We start from the raw sequence: 16,125 nt of genomic DNA, 5'->3' as shown, positions 1-16,125 counted from the left end.
ACGCTGCCGCGTGATCCAACACCACCTCATCCTGGACACGCCATCCTTGCTTGCGCTGTCTGGGAATCGGCAGGTGTCCGCACTGATTCACCGCGCCTATCTGGATACCGACACGCGTCTGTGGGTGCCGGTCCTGTCGGTCCTTGAGGCTGACGTGGTTCTCGCGGGGATCGCCGAGCATATCGGCCAGCTCGACGTCATCCACATGCTCGACCTCGACTATCCGGCCGTGCTGGCTGTGGCGCGGATGTGCCGTGACGGGGTTCCGGCCGGTATCGCGGCGGCCGTCCATGCCGCGCGTCATCTTCCCGAGTGGGGCTCCCAGGCACTGGTCGCCACGGTCGAGCCGAAGGCCTATGCGGGTCAGGACGTAGGTGTCCTCGATCTGAATCGCTGAGCCTCGCGTTTGCTTAGAGGCGGCCGGCGGCTTTGAGGGCGAGGTAGGCGTCGGCCAGGGCGGGGGCCAGGGTGTCCGGGGTGGCGTCGACCACGTGGACGCCGTGGCGGGTGAGCTGTTCGGCCGTGCGGCGGCGGGCCGACTGGGACTGGGTGCCTGCCGCGGCTTCGTAGACGGCTTCCACGGTGCCGCGGGACTTCGTCATCTCCGCCACGTGGGGGTCCGCGACCGAGGCCAGCAGGACCGTGTGGCGCTGGGTGAGGCGGGGGAGGAGCGGGAGCAGGCCCTCTTCGATGGGGGCGGCGTCCAGGCTGGTTAGGAGGACCACCAGGGAGCGGCGCGGGGCGCTGCGCAGGATGGTGGAGACCAGAGTGCGGGAGTCGGTTTCGACGAGCTCCGGCTCCAGGGTGGCCATCGCGTTGACGAAGGCCGGGAGGGTGTCGGCCGCCGAGCGGGCCTGGACCTGGGCGCGGAGGCGGCGGTCGTGGGCCAGGAGGTCCACGCGGTCGCCCGCGCGGGTGGCCAGGGCGGTGAGGAGCAGGGCCGCGTCCATCGCCGAGTCGAGGCGCGGGGCGTCGCCGACGCGGCCGGCCGCGGTGCGGCCGGTGTCGAGGCAGATCAGGATGTGGCGGTCGCGTTCCGGGCGCCAGGTGCGGACGGCGACCTTGTTCTGGCGGGCGGTGGCCCGCCAGTCGATGGAACGGGTGTCGTCGCCGGGTACGTAGTCGCGCAGGCTGTCGAACTCCGTGCCCTCACCGCGGGTCAGGACGCTGGTGCGGCCGTCGAGTTCGCGCAGGCGCGCGAGGCGGGAGGGGAGGTGCTTGCGGCTGGTGAACGGGGGGAGGACGCGGACCGTCCAGGGAACCGTGTGGTGGCCCTGGCGGGCCAGCAGGCCGAGCGGTCCGTACGAGCGGATCGTGACGCGGGCCGCCTGGCGGTCGCCGCGGCGGGTGGGCCGCAGGCGGGTGGTGAGGCGGCGGCGTTCGCCGGGGGGAACCTTCAACGCGTGCCGGGAGCCCGTGACTTCCGTTCCCGGGATCCAGCTGCTGGGGGGCCAGGCGTCGCGGATCCGGGCGCGGAGCGTACGGGGGGAAGGGTTCGTGATCGTCAGGTGGACGTCGGCGGATTCGCCGAGGCGCAGTGACGTGTCGCCGGAGCGGGCCAGTTGGAGCGTGCGGACCGGGGCCGCGAGGGCGTAGTCGACCGCGCAGGCCAGGGCGATGGGGGCGTTGACCGCCAGCATCCCCGCCCAGCTCGGTCCGAGGATGCCGACGGGGATGCTGCCGAGGGCCGCGAGCAGGGCGGCGCGTCCGGTGAACGCCATCAGCGCGGGACGGGGACGTGGGTGAGGATCGCGGTGATGACCGCGTCGGCCGTGACGCCCTCCATCTCGGCCTCGGGGCGCAGTTGGACGCGGTGGCGCAGGGTCGGCAGGGCGAGGGCCTTCACGTCGTCGGGGGTGACGTAGTCGCGGCCCACGAGCCAGGCCCAGGCGCGGGCGGTGGCCAGCAGGGCGGTCGCACCGCGGGGGGAGACGCCCAAGGTGAGGGAGGGGGATTCGCGGGTGGCGCGGCAGATGTCGACGACGTACGCGGTGATCTCCGGGGAGACGCTGGTGGCCTCGACGGCCTTGCGGGCGGCGTCGAGCTCGGCGGGACCGGCGACCGGGCGGATGCCGGCGGAGTGCAGGTCGCGGGGGTTGAAGCCGGCCGCGTGGCGGGTCAGTACACCGATCTCGTCCTCGCGGGAGGGGAGGGGCACGGTGAGCTTGAGGAGGAAGCGGTCGAGCTGGGCCTCGGGGAGGGGGTACGTGCCCTCGTACTCGACCGGGTTCATGGTGGCGGCGACGAGGAACGGCTCCGGGAGCTTGCGGGGGGTGCCGTCGACGGTGACCTGGCGCTCCTCCATCGCCTCGAGGAGGGAGGACTGGGTCTTGGGGGGCGTGCGGTTGATCTCGTCGGCGAGGAGCAGGTTGGTGAAGACCGGGCCGTTCTGGAACGAGAACTCCGCGGTGCGGGCGTCGTAGACGAGGGAGCCGGTGACATCGCTCGGCATCAGGTCGGGGGTGAACTGGACGCGCTTGGTGTCGAGTTCGAGGGAGGCGGCGAGGGCCCGTACCAGGAGGGTCTTCGCGACTCCGGGGACGCCTTCGAGGAGGACGTGGCCGCGGCAGAGGAGGGCGACGACGAGACCGGTGACGGCGGAGTCCTGGCCGACCACGGCCTTTCCGATCTCGGTGCGGAGCGCCTCCAGGGCGGAGCGGGCGCTGTCCGTGGTGGCCGTCATGAGGTGCGGACCTCCCTTTCGAGGGCGTCGAGGTGGTCGGCGAGCGCGATGAGCGCCGCGTCGGTGGTGGGGGCGGTGCCGAAGAGCAGGGTGTCCGGGTCGTGCGGGGGCCGCCCGGCCGTGAGGCGGGCCGCGACCGCGGGGACCAGGGACGCCGGGTCGTGGGCCCGGGCGGCCGGTACGCCGACCAGCGCGGCCAGGCGTTCGCGGGAGGCGGCGCGCAGCACCGTGGCGGCGCGGTCGCGGGCGTCGGCCTTGCGGTACAGGCGGGCGCGGCCCTCGGTGGCCTCGGAGGCGCGGACGAGGACGGGCAGCCGTTCGGTGACGAGCGGGCCGAGGCGTTGGGCGCGCCAGAGGGCGGCGACGGCGGCCGCGAGGAAGAGCTGGAGCAGGGCCCAGCTCCAGCCGGCGGGGATCAGGTCGAGGAAGCTCTGCTCCTCGCCGCTTCCTTCGGCGTCGGGGTTGCCGTCGGCGAGGGACGGCAGGTACCAGACGAGGGTCGGGCGGGAGCCGAGGAGCTGGAGCGCGAGGGAGGCGTTGCCCTCCTTGGCGAGGGTCTTGTTGAGGAAGATGCCCTCGGAGCCGAGGAGGACGGTGTCGCCGCCGCGGATGCCGGTGGGCAGGACGAGGAGGGTGAGGGTGGGGTCGCCGGAGCTGGGGTAGCAGCCGGTGGCTCCGGGGGTGCCGGTGGTGTAGCGGAGGCCGCCGCCGGTCGCGGCGCGGCCCGCGGTGGTGGCGGCGGGGAGGGTGCAGGTACTGCCCGGGTCGAGGTTCGTGTCCGGGGCGGCGGAGTCGTCGGGGGTGCGGGTGCGGGTGCCGGGGGCCAGAGCGGGGAGGCTGAGGGCGCTCGGCGCGAGCAGGACGGTCCGGCCGCCGGAGAGGTCGATCGCGGAACGGATGTCGCGGAGCTGGGTCTCCCCGAGCCGGTCGGGGTCGGTGACCAGCAGGGTCGTGTCGGGGCCGGCGGCGTCGGCGGCCTGCTCGGCGGTGGTGACGACCCGGGTGGTGACCCCGCGGGCCCCGAGCAGCTCGGCCACGGCCCGGCTGCCGTAGGGATCGGCGGAGCGGGGGTCGAGGTAGCCGTGCCGGGCACCGGAGTTCAGGGCGGCGAGGGCCAGCCCGGCGGCGAGGAGCACGGCGAGCGCGACGAGGAACCCGCGGGCGCGGGTCCAGAGGTCCCGGGGTGAAGTGCCTCCGGCGGTTGTACGGGGAGGGGTGGCGGGCTCGCCCGACGCCGTGGAGGGGGCTCCGCCCGGGGCTGCGGGTGCCGTGGCCCCGGCGGAGCCGGGCGTGCCGGTCGCTGCCGCGTGGACGGGGGGCGTGGGGGCTGCGCCCGGGCCCAGGGTGGGGTGACCCGTGCCGGGGGCTGCGCCTGCGCCTGGCGGTGCCGTGGGCCCGGCGGGGTGGTTCGTGCCGGGGGCCGCGTACCCGGTGGGGGGCTGCGTGCCGGGGACGGGGGCCGTGCCGGGGGGCTGCGTGTCGGGGGGGTTCTTTGGGTTCGGGGGGGTGTGGGTCATGGGGTGGGGCCTGTCAGGAGGGGCTTGGTGCGGGACAGGGCCTGGTCCAGGGTGGTGAGGGTCGCGTACATCTCGGGGGTGGCCGGGTGGGCGCCGTAGGTGACGTCGTCGAAGGTGCGGGCCGCCGTGCGCAGGGCCGTGGCGTGGGACGGGAGGGAGACGGCGGCTTCGGCCGCCGCCTCGTCCGCGGTGCGGCCGGGGCGGGGGTCGAGGAGGGTGCGCTCCTCGAGGGAGCGGACGACGGCGCGCATGCGCTCCTGGACGGCTTCGCTCCAGCGGCCCTCGCCGGCCAGGGTCTCGGCGGCGGCGCGGTGGTCGGCGGCGCTGCGGATGCCGTCGTCGAAGAGCGTGCCCGGGGAGCGGGAGGACGTGCGGCTCGGGGCGCCCAGGCGCCACCACAGGGCGGCGATGAGGAGCAGGGCGAACAGGGCGATCGCCAGCAGGCCCAGCGTGCCGCCCGGGGTCGCGCCGGAGGCACGGTCGAAGAGGTCCCCGACCCACTCCCAGAAGCGGTTCAGGGCCCTTTGGAGCAGCCCCGGGTCGTGTCGGTGGTAGGCGGGCTTGGACAGCTCGCGGCGGGCCGCCTCGCGGGCGGCCTCACGGCCGATGGTGATCTGTGGCGTGGGCGGTGGTGTGTGGGTGAGCAGGCCCCCCGTGCTCCTCATTCCCGCGTCAGCCTCCGGTCGGCGCAGTGGTGGTGCCGTAGTTCTCGATGCCCGCCGCCCGCGCGAGCTCCAGGTCGAGGGCCTCGCGGCGGATGCGCTGGTCGACGTAGAGCAGGACGGTGACGCCCGCCTGCATCGGCATGGTGATCGTCAGGCCGATGACCCCGCCGATGGCCACCACGATCAGGAAGCCCCAGCTCGTGGGCCCGGTGCCCTCGGCCATGCCGGCGAGGCCGCCGCCGAACAGCAGCGCGCCGACGAGGGTGAGGGGGAAGACGATGAGGGCGGCCACGAAGCCGGTGATGATCTGCGTCAGGAGGGTGATCCCGAAGATCCGCCACCAGGAGCCCTTGACCAGCTTCGAGGAGCGGACGAGGGACTTGCGCACCGTCGCCTTCTCCAGCATCAGCGCGGGCGAGGCCAGGGAGAACCTGATCCAGAGCCAGAGGACCAGGCCCAGGGCGATGAATCCGCCCAGGACGGCGAGGCCGATCTGTCCGGCGAGGGCGCCCGGCAGGACCAGTACGGCGAAGAGGAGCGCCGCGCCGATGCCCAGGAGGAGGGTCAGGCCGAACAGCCGGGCGAGCTGCGGGCGGGCCTCGCGCCAGGCGGCGCCGATGGAGGAGCCGTGGCCGAGCACCGCGCGGCTGAAGATCATGGTGAGCATCGCGGTGGCCACGATGGCTCCGATGAGCTGGATGAAGCCGTCCGCCGCGGACAGGCCCACGAAGGAGCCGAGGGCGTCGATCTGCTCGTCCAGGGGCGCGTCGCTCGACTGGTCCAGTACGACGTCGTCGAACGCGTACTTCTGCATGAGCACGCTCGCCAGCTGTACGACGACGGCCACGACCAGGGTGATCGGCAGTACCGCGCGCCAGTGCTTGCGCATGGTGGTGACGGCCCCGTCGAGGATCTCGCCCATGCCGAGGGGCCGCAGCGGGATCACGCCGGGCTTCACCGCCTGGGTGTGGTGGCCCCAGCCGCCCTGGCCGCCGTTCGGGGTCGGGTAGCCGCCGCCACCCCAGCCCGCGCCCGGCTGCGGAGCCGCGGGCGGCTGCTGCTGCGGGTTCGGCGGGGTCTGGCCCGGGGTCGGGCTCGACCACTGGCCGGGGGGCGGCTGCTCGGCGGACCACTTGGAGTCGCCGGTGCCGCCCGCGGGCGGCTGCGTACCGTGGGAGCTGTCCTCACCGTCGGACGGGGAGGATCCGGGCGTAGCCCAGCCCGGAGAGTCGTTCATCGTCGCTCCTTCACGTGCACGCGGGGTGCTTGGTCCGGCTGCCATCGTGCCATGTGACAACCTCGAACGGACCAGCCGTCCCGAACGGACCAGGGGCCTCCTGGATCCCGGGCCGTTCGCGCCTTCGTGCGCCGGGCGGATCCGGGGCACACTGGGCGCCCTGATCTCCACGCAGGTCCGAGGGACGATTTCCAGCCCCTTTGGCTGTGGGACAGCTCACCGCCGGGTAACGATTAGCTAATGGGATGATGTCAACCATGAAGGGACGCGTCCTTGTCGTCGACGACGACACCGCGCTGGCCGAGATGCTCGGCATTGTGCTGCGTGGAGAAGGTTTTGAGCCGTCGTTCGTAGCGGACGGCGACAAGGCACTGGCTGCCTTCCGGGAGGCGAAGCCGGATCTCGTGCTGCTCGACCTCATGCTGCCCGGTAGGGACGGCATAGAGGTGTGCAGACTGATCCGCGCCGAGTCGGGCGTACCGATCGTCATGCTCACCGCCAAGAGCGACACCGTGGACGTGGTCGTGGGCCTGGAGTCCGGGGCCGACGACTACATCGTCAAGCCGTTCAAGCCGAAGGAGCTGGTGGCCCGCATCCGGGCCCGCCTGCGCCGCTCGGAGGAGCCCGCGCCCGAGCAGCTGACCATCGGTGACCTGGTCATCGACGTGGCCGGGCACTCGGTCAAGCGGGAAGGCGCCTCGATCGCCCTGACCCCGCTGGAGTTCGACCTGCTGGTCGCGCTCGCCCGCAAGCCCTGGCAGGTCTTCACCCGCGAGGTGCTGCTGGAGCAGGTCTGGGGCTACCGCCACGCGGCCGACACCCGCCTGGTCAACGTGCACGTCCAGCGGCTGCGCTCCAAGGTCGAGAAGGACCCGGAGCGCCCCGAGATCGTCGTGACGGTGCGCGGGGTCGGCTACAAGGCCGGACCGAGCTGACATGACACCCGGCAAGCCCCGTGGCCGCTCCCGCTGGGGAGCGCTGCGGGGCGGCCGGCTGCTCCCTGATGGAGCACCCGGCGGCCCCGTGCTGCGGCTGTTCGTGCGCCTCGTACGCCGGCCGCTGCTTCCGGCTGTCCGGCTGTGGCGGCGCAACATCCAGCTCCGGGTGGTCGCCGCGACCCTGCTGATCTCCCTCGCCGTGGTCCTCGCCCTCGGGTTCGTGGTCATCGCGCAGGTCAGCAAGGGCCTCCTCGACGCCAAGGAGGAGGCAGCGCAGAGCCAGGCCGCGGGCGGCTTCGCGGTCGCACAGGAGAAGGCCAACACGCCCTATACGGCGGACGGGCCCGACGCCTCCGACAACAAGGTCGGCCGGGATGCCAGTACCTGGATGAACTCCCTGGTCAAACAGCTCGCCAGTGGCGGGCAGAGCGCCTTCGAGGTGGCGGCGCTGGGCGCCGGCACCGGAACCGGTGAGGAACAGCCGGCCCGTGGCGCCATCGGCGGCGTCCGCGGAGCCCGCGCCTCCGGCAACGTGGACCCGACCGCCAGCGTCCCGCCGGCGCTGCGCCGCAACGTCAACCACGCGACCGGCGCCTTCAAGACCTTCTCGCAGATCCGCTACACCGACGCCGGGGACAAGCTGCCCGAGCCCGCGCTCGTCATCGGCAAGCGGCTCACCGACATCAACGGCGACCCGTACGACCTGTACTACCTCTTCCCGCTCACCCAGGAGGAGGAGTCCCTCAACCTGGTCAAGGTCACCATCGCCACCGCCGGGCTCTTCGTGGTGGTCCTCCTCGGCGGGATCGCCTGGCTGGTCGTGCGCCAGGTCGTCACGCCCGTCCGGATGGCCGCGGGGATCGCCGAGCGGCTCTCGGCGGGGCGGCTCCAGGAGCGGATGAAGGTCACCGGCGAGGACGACATCGCCCGTCTGGGCGAGGCCTTCAACAAGATGGCCCAGAACCTCCAGAACAAAATCCAGCAGCTGGAGGACCTCTCCCGGCTGCAGCGCCGCTTCGTCTCGGACGTCTCCCACGAGCTGCGCACCCCGCTGACGACGGTACGCATGGCGGCGGACGTCATCCACGACGCCCGCGCCGACTTCGACCCGGTCACCGCGCGCTCCGCCGAGCTCCTCGCCGGGCAGCTGGACCGCTTCGAGTCCCTCCTCGCCGACCTGCTGGAGATCAGCCGGTTCGACGCGGGCGCCGCCGCCCTGGAGGCGGAGCCGATCGACCTGCGGGACGTCGTGCACCGGGTCATCGGCGGGGCCGAGCCGCTCGCCGAGCACAAGAACACCCGGATCCGCGTCCTCGGAGACACCCAGCCGGTGATAGCCGAGGCCGACGCCCGGCGCGTGGAGCGGGTCCTGCGCAACCTGGTCGTCAACGCCGTCGAGCACGGCGAGGGCCGCGACGTGGTGGTGCGGCTCGCCTCGGCGGGCGGGGCCGTCGCCGTGGCCGTACGGGACTACGGAGTCGGGCTCAAGCCCGGCGAGGCCACCCGGGTCTTCAACCGCTTCTGGCGGGCGGACCCGGCGCGGGCGCGCACGACCGGCGGTACCGGCCTCGGCCTGTCCATCGCCGTCGAGGACGCCCGGCTGCACGGAGGCTGGCTCCAGGCGTGGGGCGAGCCCGGCGGCGGCTCGCAGTTCCGCCTGACGCTGCCGCGCACCGCCGACGAGCCGCTGCGAGGATCGCCGATCCCGCTGGAGCCCGAGGACTCCCGGGCCAACCGGGCCAGGGCCGCAGCGGAGGCCGCGGGGGCCGCGGCGGGCTCCGCGGCGGCCGGGCAGCGGGCGCAGCAGGCGGGGCGCGGCGACCGGTCGCCGATACCGCCGAGGTCCCCCGTCGCGGGTGCGGTGCCGGTACCGGCCGACCCGACGGCGCTGCCGGGCAACGGGGCGCGGGTCGTGACCCGGCCGGGGCCGGCGGAGCAGGGGTACGGTTCCGGCGGCGGGGCGGCGAACACGCGGTCCGGCGGGACGGCGGGAGCAACCGACCGAGAAGGTGGAAGCAGCGGTGGAGAGGGCCGGACGGGCGGGACGGGCGGGACGGGTGGAACCGGCGGAGCGGGTGGGTCGCGTGGGCGCTGAGCCGGGCCGGGCGCGGTCGCGACGGCGCACGCCGCGCGCCGTCAGGGGCTTCGCCCTCGGCGCGGCCGGGCTGCTGCTCGCCGGCTGCGCCTCCATGCCCGACCACGGCGAGGTCCGTCCCGTGGAGGCCTCCCAGGGCGTCGACTCCCAGGTCCGCGTCTTCGGCGTGCCGCCGGCCGACAAGGCCAGTGCGCAGGAGATCGTCGACGGCTTCCTGGAGGCCATGACCAGCGATGATCCGCAGCTCCAGACCGCCCGCAAGTACCTCACCGAGGAAGCGGCGAAGAACTGGAAGCCCGGAGCGGCGGTCACCGTGCTCTCCGCCGGCCTCGACCGGGGCTCCGTACCGGGCGAGAAGGACCCGGCGGCCCCCCGGTTCAAGATCGCGGGCAAGATGCTGGCCACGGTGGACGAGCGCAGCGCGTACCAGCCGGAGACCGGGGACCGGCGCTACGAGGAGTTTCTCCAGCTGGTGAAGAAGGACGGCCAGTGGCGGATCGCGACCCCGCCCAGCAGCCTGGTCCTGAGCGAATCCGACTTCCAGCGCATCTACATGCCGGTCAACAAGTACTACTTCGCGGGCGCCACACTCGTGGCCGACCCCGTCTACGTGCGTCAGCGCAGCGACCCCGACTCCCGGATGGACCCCACCACCCAGACCGTCACCTCGCTGCTGGCCGGCCCTTCCAAGTGGCTCGGGCCGGTGGTAACTTCCAGCTTCCCGACCGGTACGGAACTGCGGGAAGGCACCAAGTCCCTCTCGATCGACGGTCAGAACACGCTGCGCGTGCCCCTGAACAAGAACGCGGACGACGTCGAAGAGCGGCAGTGCCAGCGGATGGCGACCCAACTCCTGTACACGGTCAAGGATCTGACGGGTTCCCGGGTCGACCGGGTCGACATCGTGCGCTCCGACGGCACCACGCGCTGCCAGGTGTCCGAGGTGGCCGCGGCCGTGCTCGCCAACCGGCCGCTCTCGCCCGGCCACCAGTACTACGTGGACGCGGAGAACCGGCTGCAGCGGTTGAACCTCGACCCCAACCGCGAGGACCAGCAGAACCCGCCGACACCGGCGCCCGGGCCACTGTCCGGGAACCCGGCCTTCAAGGTGGGCTCCGCCGCGGTGTCCTACGACGAGAAGCGTGCCGCGGTCGTCTCCGAGGACGGGCACGGGCTGTACGTGGTCAACCTGACCACCGCCGGAGCGATGCCGCAGCCGCTGCTGACGGGCAAGGGGGGCAAGCCCAACGGGCTCGCCACCCCGACCTGGGACGCGGCGGGCGATCTGTGGGTCGCGGACCCCGACCCGCAGGACTCGAAGCTGTGGCGGCTGCCCGGCGGCACCGGTACCCCCGAACGGGTCGAGGTGTCCGGGCTGGGCGGCGGGCGGATCACGGGGCTGAAGGCCTCGCCCGACGGGGTGCGGATCGCGCTGCTGGTGCAGCGGGAGAGCCGCAAGTACTTGTACATCGGGCGGATCGAGCGGCCCGACGCGAAGGGCGACGTCTCCGCGGTCTCGGTGCGCGAGCTGCGCCCGGCCGCTCCGCAGATGGCGGACGTGACGGCGATGAGCTGGGCGCCGCGGGGCCGGCTGCTGGTGGTGGGCCGGGAGAGCGGCGGGGTCGTACAGGCCCGCTACATGCTGGCCGACGGCTCGATGGTCGGGGCCGGGCTGCCCGGGGCGACGGGGCTGGTGGCGGTGGCCGCGAGCGAGGACGAGAAGAAGCCGGTGGTCGCCGAGTCGCTGGAGGACGGGATCGTGTGGCTGCCGCCGGGGGCGCAGTGGCGCACGGTGGTGGCCGGCGGGCGGGCTCCGGTCTATCCGGGCTGAGGGCTGGCTGAGGGTTGGCTGAGGGTTGGTTCAGGGCGGGCTGAGGGCTGGCTGGAGGTTGGCCGAGGGTGGCCGACCGGGGCCGGTCGGCCGGCCCGGGCCGGGTGGTGTGACCTGCTTTTTTCGTGGTTGTCCACAGGGGTGGTGGAGTGCTGTCCCCGCCCGGCAGAGTGGACGTCATGCGGGAGTGGTGGTGGCGTGGGCTGACCGGTGAGCTTGCCGGGCTGGTGCTGCCGGTCGGGTGCGCCGGCTGCGGGGCAGGCCGCGCGGTGCTGTGCGCAGCCTGCCGGTCGGCGCTCAGCGGGGCCGGGGCGGGCCTGGTACGGCCGTCTCCGTGCCCCGAGGGGCTGCCCGCGGTGTATGCGGCCACCGTGTACCGGGAGGCCGTACGGGCCGTCGTGCTGGCCCACAAGGAGCGCGGCGCGCTGCCGCTGGCCGGAGTCCTCGGCGGCGCCCTGGCGGCGGCGGTCCGCGCGGGCGGGGCGGGGGGCGGGGGAGTGGCCCTGGTTCCCGTGCCCTCGGCGCGGCACCGGGTGCGGGCGCGCGGGCACGACCCGGCGCGCAGGATCGCGCTGGCCGCCTCGGCGCGGCTGCGGCGGGAGGGCGTGCCCGCGCGCGTGACGCCCGTACTGCGGCTGCGGCGTGCGGTGGCCGACCAGGCGGGCCTGGGGGCGGTGCAGCGCCGGGAGAACCTCGCGGGGGCCCTGGAGGCGCGGCCCGGCGCCGGGCGGGTGACGGTGGGGGCGGCCCGGATCGTGCTCGTGGACGACCTCGTCACCACCGGATCCACCCTGGTGGAGGCGGCGCGGGCGCTGCGTGCGGCCGGGATCGGGGTGCCGGGCGGGGCGGCCGGGGCGGCGGCTCTGGCGGCGGCCGTGGTGGCCGCGCCGGCGGACTCCTTCGTGCGGTCCGGCGGCGGCCCGGTGTGGCGGCGCAACTCGTGCAGAGCAAAAAAATCGTGAATAGATTTGGAACTGGAAGGGAAGGCGCATCGTTGCAGGTAGTAAGAGGGAACGGCCACCTGAACGGAGGTAGGTGCCGGTAGCGGGTGCCGACAACCGGCATAGAGGGATATGTTCGGTTGTAAGGAATTGGCGAACCTTGGGCCCCACGCATCGGAGCGCAGGTTTCGAGCGTCGTGACGTTTCGGAAACTTCGTGTCAGAGGTTGTCCCTCGACTCCGAAGTCGGTGGGGTGTAGATCTTGCCGATGGGGGAGGAGGAGGTGGAAGTCGCCAAGTCCGAGGCTCCGGTGTTCACCGGGGTCTGGTGCGAAAGGGAGACGCTTCGCCCCTGAGGCGGAGCTATCCGGGAACGGAGTTCTGCGTGGACATCGTCGTCAAGGGCCGTAAGACCGAGGTGCCCGACCGGTTCCGCAAGCACGTGGCCGAGAAGCTGAATCCGGAGCGGATCCAGAAGCTCGACGCCAAGGTGATCAGCTTGGACGTCGAGGTGTCCAAGGAGCACAACCCGCGCCAGGCCGACCGTTCCGACCGCGTGGAGATCACCCTGCGTTCGCGGGGCCCGGTGATTCGTGCCGAAGCCGCCGCCGCCGACCCGTACGCGGCGCTCGACCTCGCTCAGGACAAGCTGGAGGCCCGGCTGCGCAAGCAGCACGACAAGCGCCACACCCGTCGTGGCAGTGGACGGCTCTCGGCGGCAGAGGTCGCCGACGTGGTCCCGAACGCCGCGACCCTGAATGGCAACGGAGAGCCGGTCAACGGGGAGAAGGCGGACGCGGACGCGATTCCGACCACCCGGATCGGATCGCTGGAAGTGCAGGGCGAAGGCCCGCTCATCGTTCGCGAGAAGACCCACTCGGCCGCACCCATGTCGCTCGATCAGGCCCTGTACGAGATGGAACTGGTCGGTCACGACTTCTATCTGTTCGTCGATTCCGACACCAAGATGCCGAGCGTCGTCTACCGGCGCCACGGTTACGACTACGGCGTGATCCACCTCGACTCCTCTGACGCCGCCTCCAGCTCGGGTGAGCTCGACGGCGCGGGAGCGGGTGGCGCGCTCGGAGGCTGAGCCGCTGATTCCGGCCTGATTTCGGACTGATTCCGGGCCGGATCCGGACGGTCGTGCGGTGCCGGTGTGGTGCCCCCGCGTTCGCCCAGGCGGGCGCGGGGGCACTCGTATGAGGTCATGGCTGCGAAACGGTGGCTTGTATGGGTCGGCCTGTAATCGTCGGCCCCCGTTCGGCCGCGTGGGCATGGAATCATGTCGGGCAGTCAGCCGGCGGCCGCTCTCGTCGGATTGACCCAGCAGCTCAGCACCGTGGTGCAGGGGGAGGAACGATGGCGGACAGCTTCGGGCCGGTGCGTGATGACAACGGTGCGGGCTGCCGTGACGAGGACCGGGTGGCAGAGCCGATCCGGGTGCTCGTGGTCGACGACCATGCGCTGTTCCGGCGCGGGTTGGAGATCGTCCTCGCGCAGGAGGAGGACATCCAGGTCGTCGGCGAGGCGGGTGACGGGGCGGAGGCCGTGGACAAGGCGGCGGATCTGCTGCCGGACATCGTGCTGATGGATGTGCGGATGCCGCGGCGCGGCGGGATCGAGGCCTGTACCTCGATCAAGGAGGTGGCGCCCTCCGCGAAGATCATCATGCTGACGATCAGCGACGAGGAGGCGGACCTCTACGACGCGATCAAGGCGGGCGCCACCGGGTACCTGCTGAAGGAGATCTCCACGGACGAGGTCGCGACGGCGATCCGGGCGGTGGCGGACGGGCAGTCGCAGATCAGTCCGTCGATGGCGTCGAAGCTGCTGACGGAGTTCAAGTCGATGATCCAGCGGACGGACGAGCGGCGGTTGGTGCCGGCGCCGCGGCTGACGGATCGGGAGCTCGAGGTCTTGAAGCTGGTGGCCACCGGGATGAACAACCGCGATATCGCGAAGGAGTTGTTCATCTCCGAGAACACCGTGAAGAACCATGTGCGGAACATTCTGGAGAAGCTGCAGTTGCACTCCAGGATGGAGGCGGTGGTGTACGCGATGCGGGAGAAGATTCTCGAGATCCGGTAGGGGACCGTCCCTGTCCCTGTCCTGTCCTGTCCCGGGTGCGGGTGGTCTGCCCTGCGGGGCGAGGTCCCCTACCCGCCCTTCCTCCGTTCCCCGGGCCGGCCCGGACCCGGTCCTCAAGCGCCGGACGGGCTGGAGGGGTGCCGGGCTGCGCCCGGACCCCCTGGGGCTCCGCCCCAGACCCCGGTCCTCAAACGCCGGACGGCTGAAAAACGCCGGCGGGGCTGGGTGCGGCGGCGATGGGCTTCAGAGGGTGGAGAGTTCTGCGGTTACCGCTGCCGCTTCCGCGGGGGACGTCGCGCGGTCGATGCGGATCGTGTCGCAGCCGACCCAGGAGGCGGCCTCGCGGAGGGCTTCGGCCATGGGGCGGGCTGCCTTCGGGGTGGTCAGGGAGAGCTGGCGGGCCACCAGGGTGGTGCCCTCGCGGGCCGGGTCCACGCGGCCCTGGAGGCGGCCTCCGGCCAGCAGGGGCATCGCGAAGTAGCCGTGGATCCGCCGGGGCTTGGGCACGTAGGCCTCCAGGCGGTGGGTGAAGCCGAAGATCCGCTCCGTGCGCGGGCGCTCCCAGACCAGGGAGTCGAAGGGGGACAGGAGCGTCGTGCGGTGGCGGCCCCGGGGGACGGAGGCGAGGGCCGACGGGTCCGCCCAGGCCGGCTTGCCCCAGCCCTCCACCTCCACCGGGACCAGGCCCGAGTCCTCGACCACCGCGTCGAAGTCGGGGCCCTTGAGGCGGTGGTAGTCCGCGATGTCGGAGCGGGTGCCCACGCCCAGGGACTGCCCCGCGAGGGCCACCAGACGGCGCTTGCACTCGCGGTCGTCCAGGTCGTCGTGGAGCAGCGCCTGGGGGACGGCCCGCTCGGGGAGGTCGTAGACCCGCTTCCAGCCGCGCCGCTCGGCGCAGACCACCTCGCCGATGTCGAGGAGCCACTCCACCGCGATCTTCGTCTCGGACCATTCGAACCACTCGCCGCCGTTCTTGGCGCCGCCCAGTTCGGTGGAGGTCAGGGGGCCTTCGGCGGCGAGGCGGTCCAGGACCGTCTTCGTCGAGCGGTGCTTGTCTTCCAGGACGTGCCAGCGGTGGCCGCGGGCCTTGTTGGCCCGGCGGCGGAAGGCGAAGTGCGGCCATTCCTCGATCGGCAGGATGCAGGCCGCGTGCGACCAGTACTCGAAGGCGTGGTTCTGCGACCAGTACGAGGCTTCGACCTCGGAGCGCCCCACCGCGCCGAGGCGCGCGTACGGGACGAGCTCGTGGGAGCGGGCCAGGACGGAGATCGTGTCGAGCTGGACGGCGCCCAGGTGGCGCAGGACGCCGCGGACACCGCCGCGCCGGTCCGGGGCGCCCAGGAATCCCTGCGCGCGCAGCGCGATGCGGCGGGCCTCGTCGGCGGACAGGGTCACGGTCGGCCGCGGCCGCGGCTCGGGTGTGGCGGTCGTCATGACCGCACCCTAGGGCGTGGCACTGACAGCGGGCAGGTACGGAAGTGAGGATGCCAGGCCGAGGTCGCTCGGGAGCAGGGAGCCGATCCAGGAGTCGCGCACGGTGCCGTTCTTGTGCACGGCGGCGCGCAGGAGGCCCTCGACGCGGAATCCGGCCTTCTCCGCGACGGCTCGGGAGCCCGCGTTGCCGACTTCGGCGCGCCATTCCAGGCGCACGGCGCCGACCTCGGTGAAGGCCCAGCGGGCGACGGCCTCCACGGCCTCGGTCATGTAGCCGTGACCGCGGTGTTCCTTGGTGGCCCAGTAGCCGATCTCGTATTCGTCCGTCCCGCGGACGTGGATGCCGAGGGCCGCGACCAGCGGGCCGTCGGCGCCGAGGCGGGCGGCGAAGCTGTATCCCGTGTCCTCGCGCCAGCCGCTGGGGACGATCTCGCCGACGAAGCTCCGCGCGTGCCCGCGCTCGTACGGGGAGGGCACCGTCGTCCAGCGCTGGATGTCGGGGTCTTGGGCGGCCGCGTACACCTCGTCCTCGTCGGCCGGGACGAAGGGGCGCAAGGTCAGCCGGGCCGTGTGCAGCGTGCTGGGTTCCATGAACGAATACTGGTGCCACCCCACCCGGCGGGGTCAACAGTTTTCCGGAGCACCGGCACCTTCGGTGCCCCCCGCACGTTCTCATTTCGGGCACTCGTGCCCC

At 72.9% G+C, this 16,125-nt stretch carries 14 protein-coding genes; 7 read left to right on the top strand and 7 right to left on the bottom strand.

The features are described from left to right. The first annotated feature begins 10 nt into the window (after positions 1-10). The gene (locus tag AC3IYI_RS15470; protein WP_489410723.1) at positions 11-397 is read left to right on the top strand and encodes a PIN domain-containing protein; all 387 of its coding nucleotides are present in this window, start codon (positions 11-13) and stop codon (positions 395-397) included. Positions 398-410: 13 nt separating this feature from the next. Here the strand turns inward: AC3IYI_RS15470 and AC3IYI_RS15465 are convergent, their stop codons facing one another. From AC3IYI_RS15465 to AC3IYI_RS15445, 5 genes are read right to left on the bottom strand one after another with little or no spacing between them, the layout of a single operon-like run. Next, complete coding sequence (locus tag AC3IYI_RS15465; protein ID WP_489410722.1) at positions 411-1,721, bottom strand: DUF58 domain-containing protein; 1,311 nt, start codon at positions 1,719-1,721, stop codon at positions 411-413. Next, positions 1,721-2,683: an AAA family ATPase gene (locus AC3IYI_RS15460; protein WP_243337432.1), complete on the bottom strand. Its 963-nt coding sequence runs from the start codon at positions 2,681-2,683 to the stop codon at positions 1,721-1,723. The genes AC3IYI_RS15465 and AC3IYI_RS15460 overlap by 1 nt, the downstream gene beginning before the upstream one ends. After that, entirely contained in the window at positions 2,680-4,200 is a 1,521-nt protein-coding gene (locus tag AC3IYI_RS15455) for a DUF4350 domain-containing protein (protein WP_489410721.1), read from the bottom strand. Before AC3IYI_RS15455 ends, AC3IYI_RS15460 begins: the two co-directional genes overlap by 4 nt. After that, the gene (locus AC3IYI_RS15450; protein WP_489410720.1) at positions 4,197-4,865 is read right to left on the bottom strand and encodes a DUF4129 domain-containing protein; all 669 of its coding nucleotides are present in this window, start codon (positions 4,863-4,865) and stop codon (positions 4,197-4,199) included. The genes AC3IYI_RS15455 and AC3IYI_RS15450 overlap by 4 nt, the downstream gene beginning before the upstream one ends. Positions 4,866-4,872: 7 nt before the next feature. Further along, the gene (locus AC3IYI_RS15445) at positions 4,873-6,102 is read right to left on the bottom strand and encodes a hypothetical protein (protein WP_489410719.1); all 1,230 of its coding nucleotides are present in this window, start codon (positions 6,100-6,102) and stop codon (positions 4,873-4,875) included. A 245-nt stretch (positions 6,103-6,347) separates the two neighbouring features. On the opposite strand from AC3IYI_RS15445, the gene mtrA reads away from it, so the two are divergent. From mtrA to AC3IYI_RS15415, 6 genes are all read left to right on the top strand, one after another. Further along, complete coding sequence (gene mtrA / locus AC3IYI_RS15440; protein ID WP_274552971.1) at positions 6,348-7,037, top strand: two-component system response regulator MtrA; 690 nt, start codon at positions 6,348-6,350, stop codon at positions 7,035-7,037. 1 nt (position 7,038) lies between these two features. Continuing rightward, complete coding sequence (mtrB, locus tag AC3IYI_RS15435) at positions 7,039-9,135, top strand: MtrAB system histidine kinase MtrB (RefSeq protein ID WP_489410718.1); 2,097 nt, start codon at positions 7,039-7,041, stop codon at positions 9,133-9,135. Continuing rightward, a complete protein-coding gene (locus AC3IYI_RS15430; RefSeq protein ID WP_489410717.1) occupies positions 9,125-10,966 on the top strand; it encodes an LpqB family beta-propeller domain-containing protein in 1,842 nt (613 codons plus the stop codon). Before mtrB ends, AC3IYI_RS15430 begins: the two co-directional genes overlap by 11 nt. A 179-nt stretch (positions 10,967-11,145) precedes the next feature. Next, positions 11,146-11,928: a ComF family protein gene (locus tag AC3IYI_RS15425; RefSeq protein ID WP_489411543.1), complete on the top strand. Its 783-nt coding sequence runs from the start codon at positions 11,146-11,148 to the stop codon at positions 11,926-11,928. Positions 11,929-12,291: 363 nt separating this feature from the next. Further along, a complete protein-coding gene (gene hpf, locus AC3IYI_RS15420; protein WP_374323639.1) occupies positions 12,292-12,999 on the top strand; it encodes a ribosome hibernation-promoting factor, HPF/YfiA family in 708 nt (235 codons plus the stop codon). A 269-nt stretch (positions 13,000-13,268) separates the two neighbouring features. Then, on the top strand, positions 13,269-13,997 hold the full coding sequence (locus AC3IYI_RS15415) for a response regulator (RefSeq protein WP_266878018.1): 729 nt from the start codon (positions 13,269-13,271) through the stop codon (positions 13,995-13,997). Positions 13,998-14,240: 243 nt separating this feature from the next. Here the strand turns inward: AC3IYI_RS15415 and AC3IYI_RS15410 are convergent, their stop codons facing one another. Together AC3IYI_RS15410 and AC3IYI_RS15405 are read right to left on the bottom strand one after the other, a co-directional pair. After that, a complete protein-coding gene (locus tag AC3IYI_RS15410) occupies positions 14,241-15,431 on the bottom strand; it encodes a winged helix-turn-helix domain-containing protein (protein ID WP_489410716.1) in 1,191 nt (396 codons plus the stop codon). Between the two features lie 9 nt (positions 15,432-15,440). Then, positions 15,441-16,022: a GNAT family N-acetyltransferase gene (locus tag AC3IYI_RS15405; protein ID WP_489410715.1), complete on the bottom strand. Its 582-nt coding sequence runs from the start codon at positions 16,020-16,022 to the stop codon at positions 15,441-15,443. Positions 16,023-16,125: the final 103 nt, after the last annotated feature.

Source organism: Streptomyces sp. GL_148 (assembly GCF_057834205.1).
This window is presented reverse-complemented; position numbering and strand designations above follow the sequence as displayed.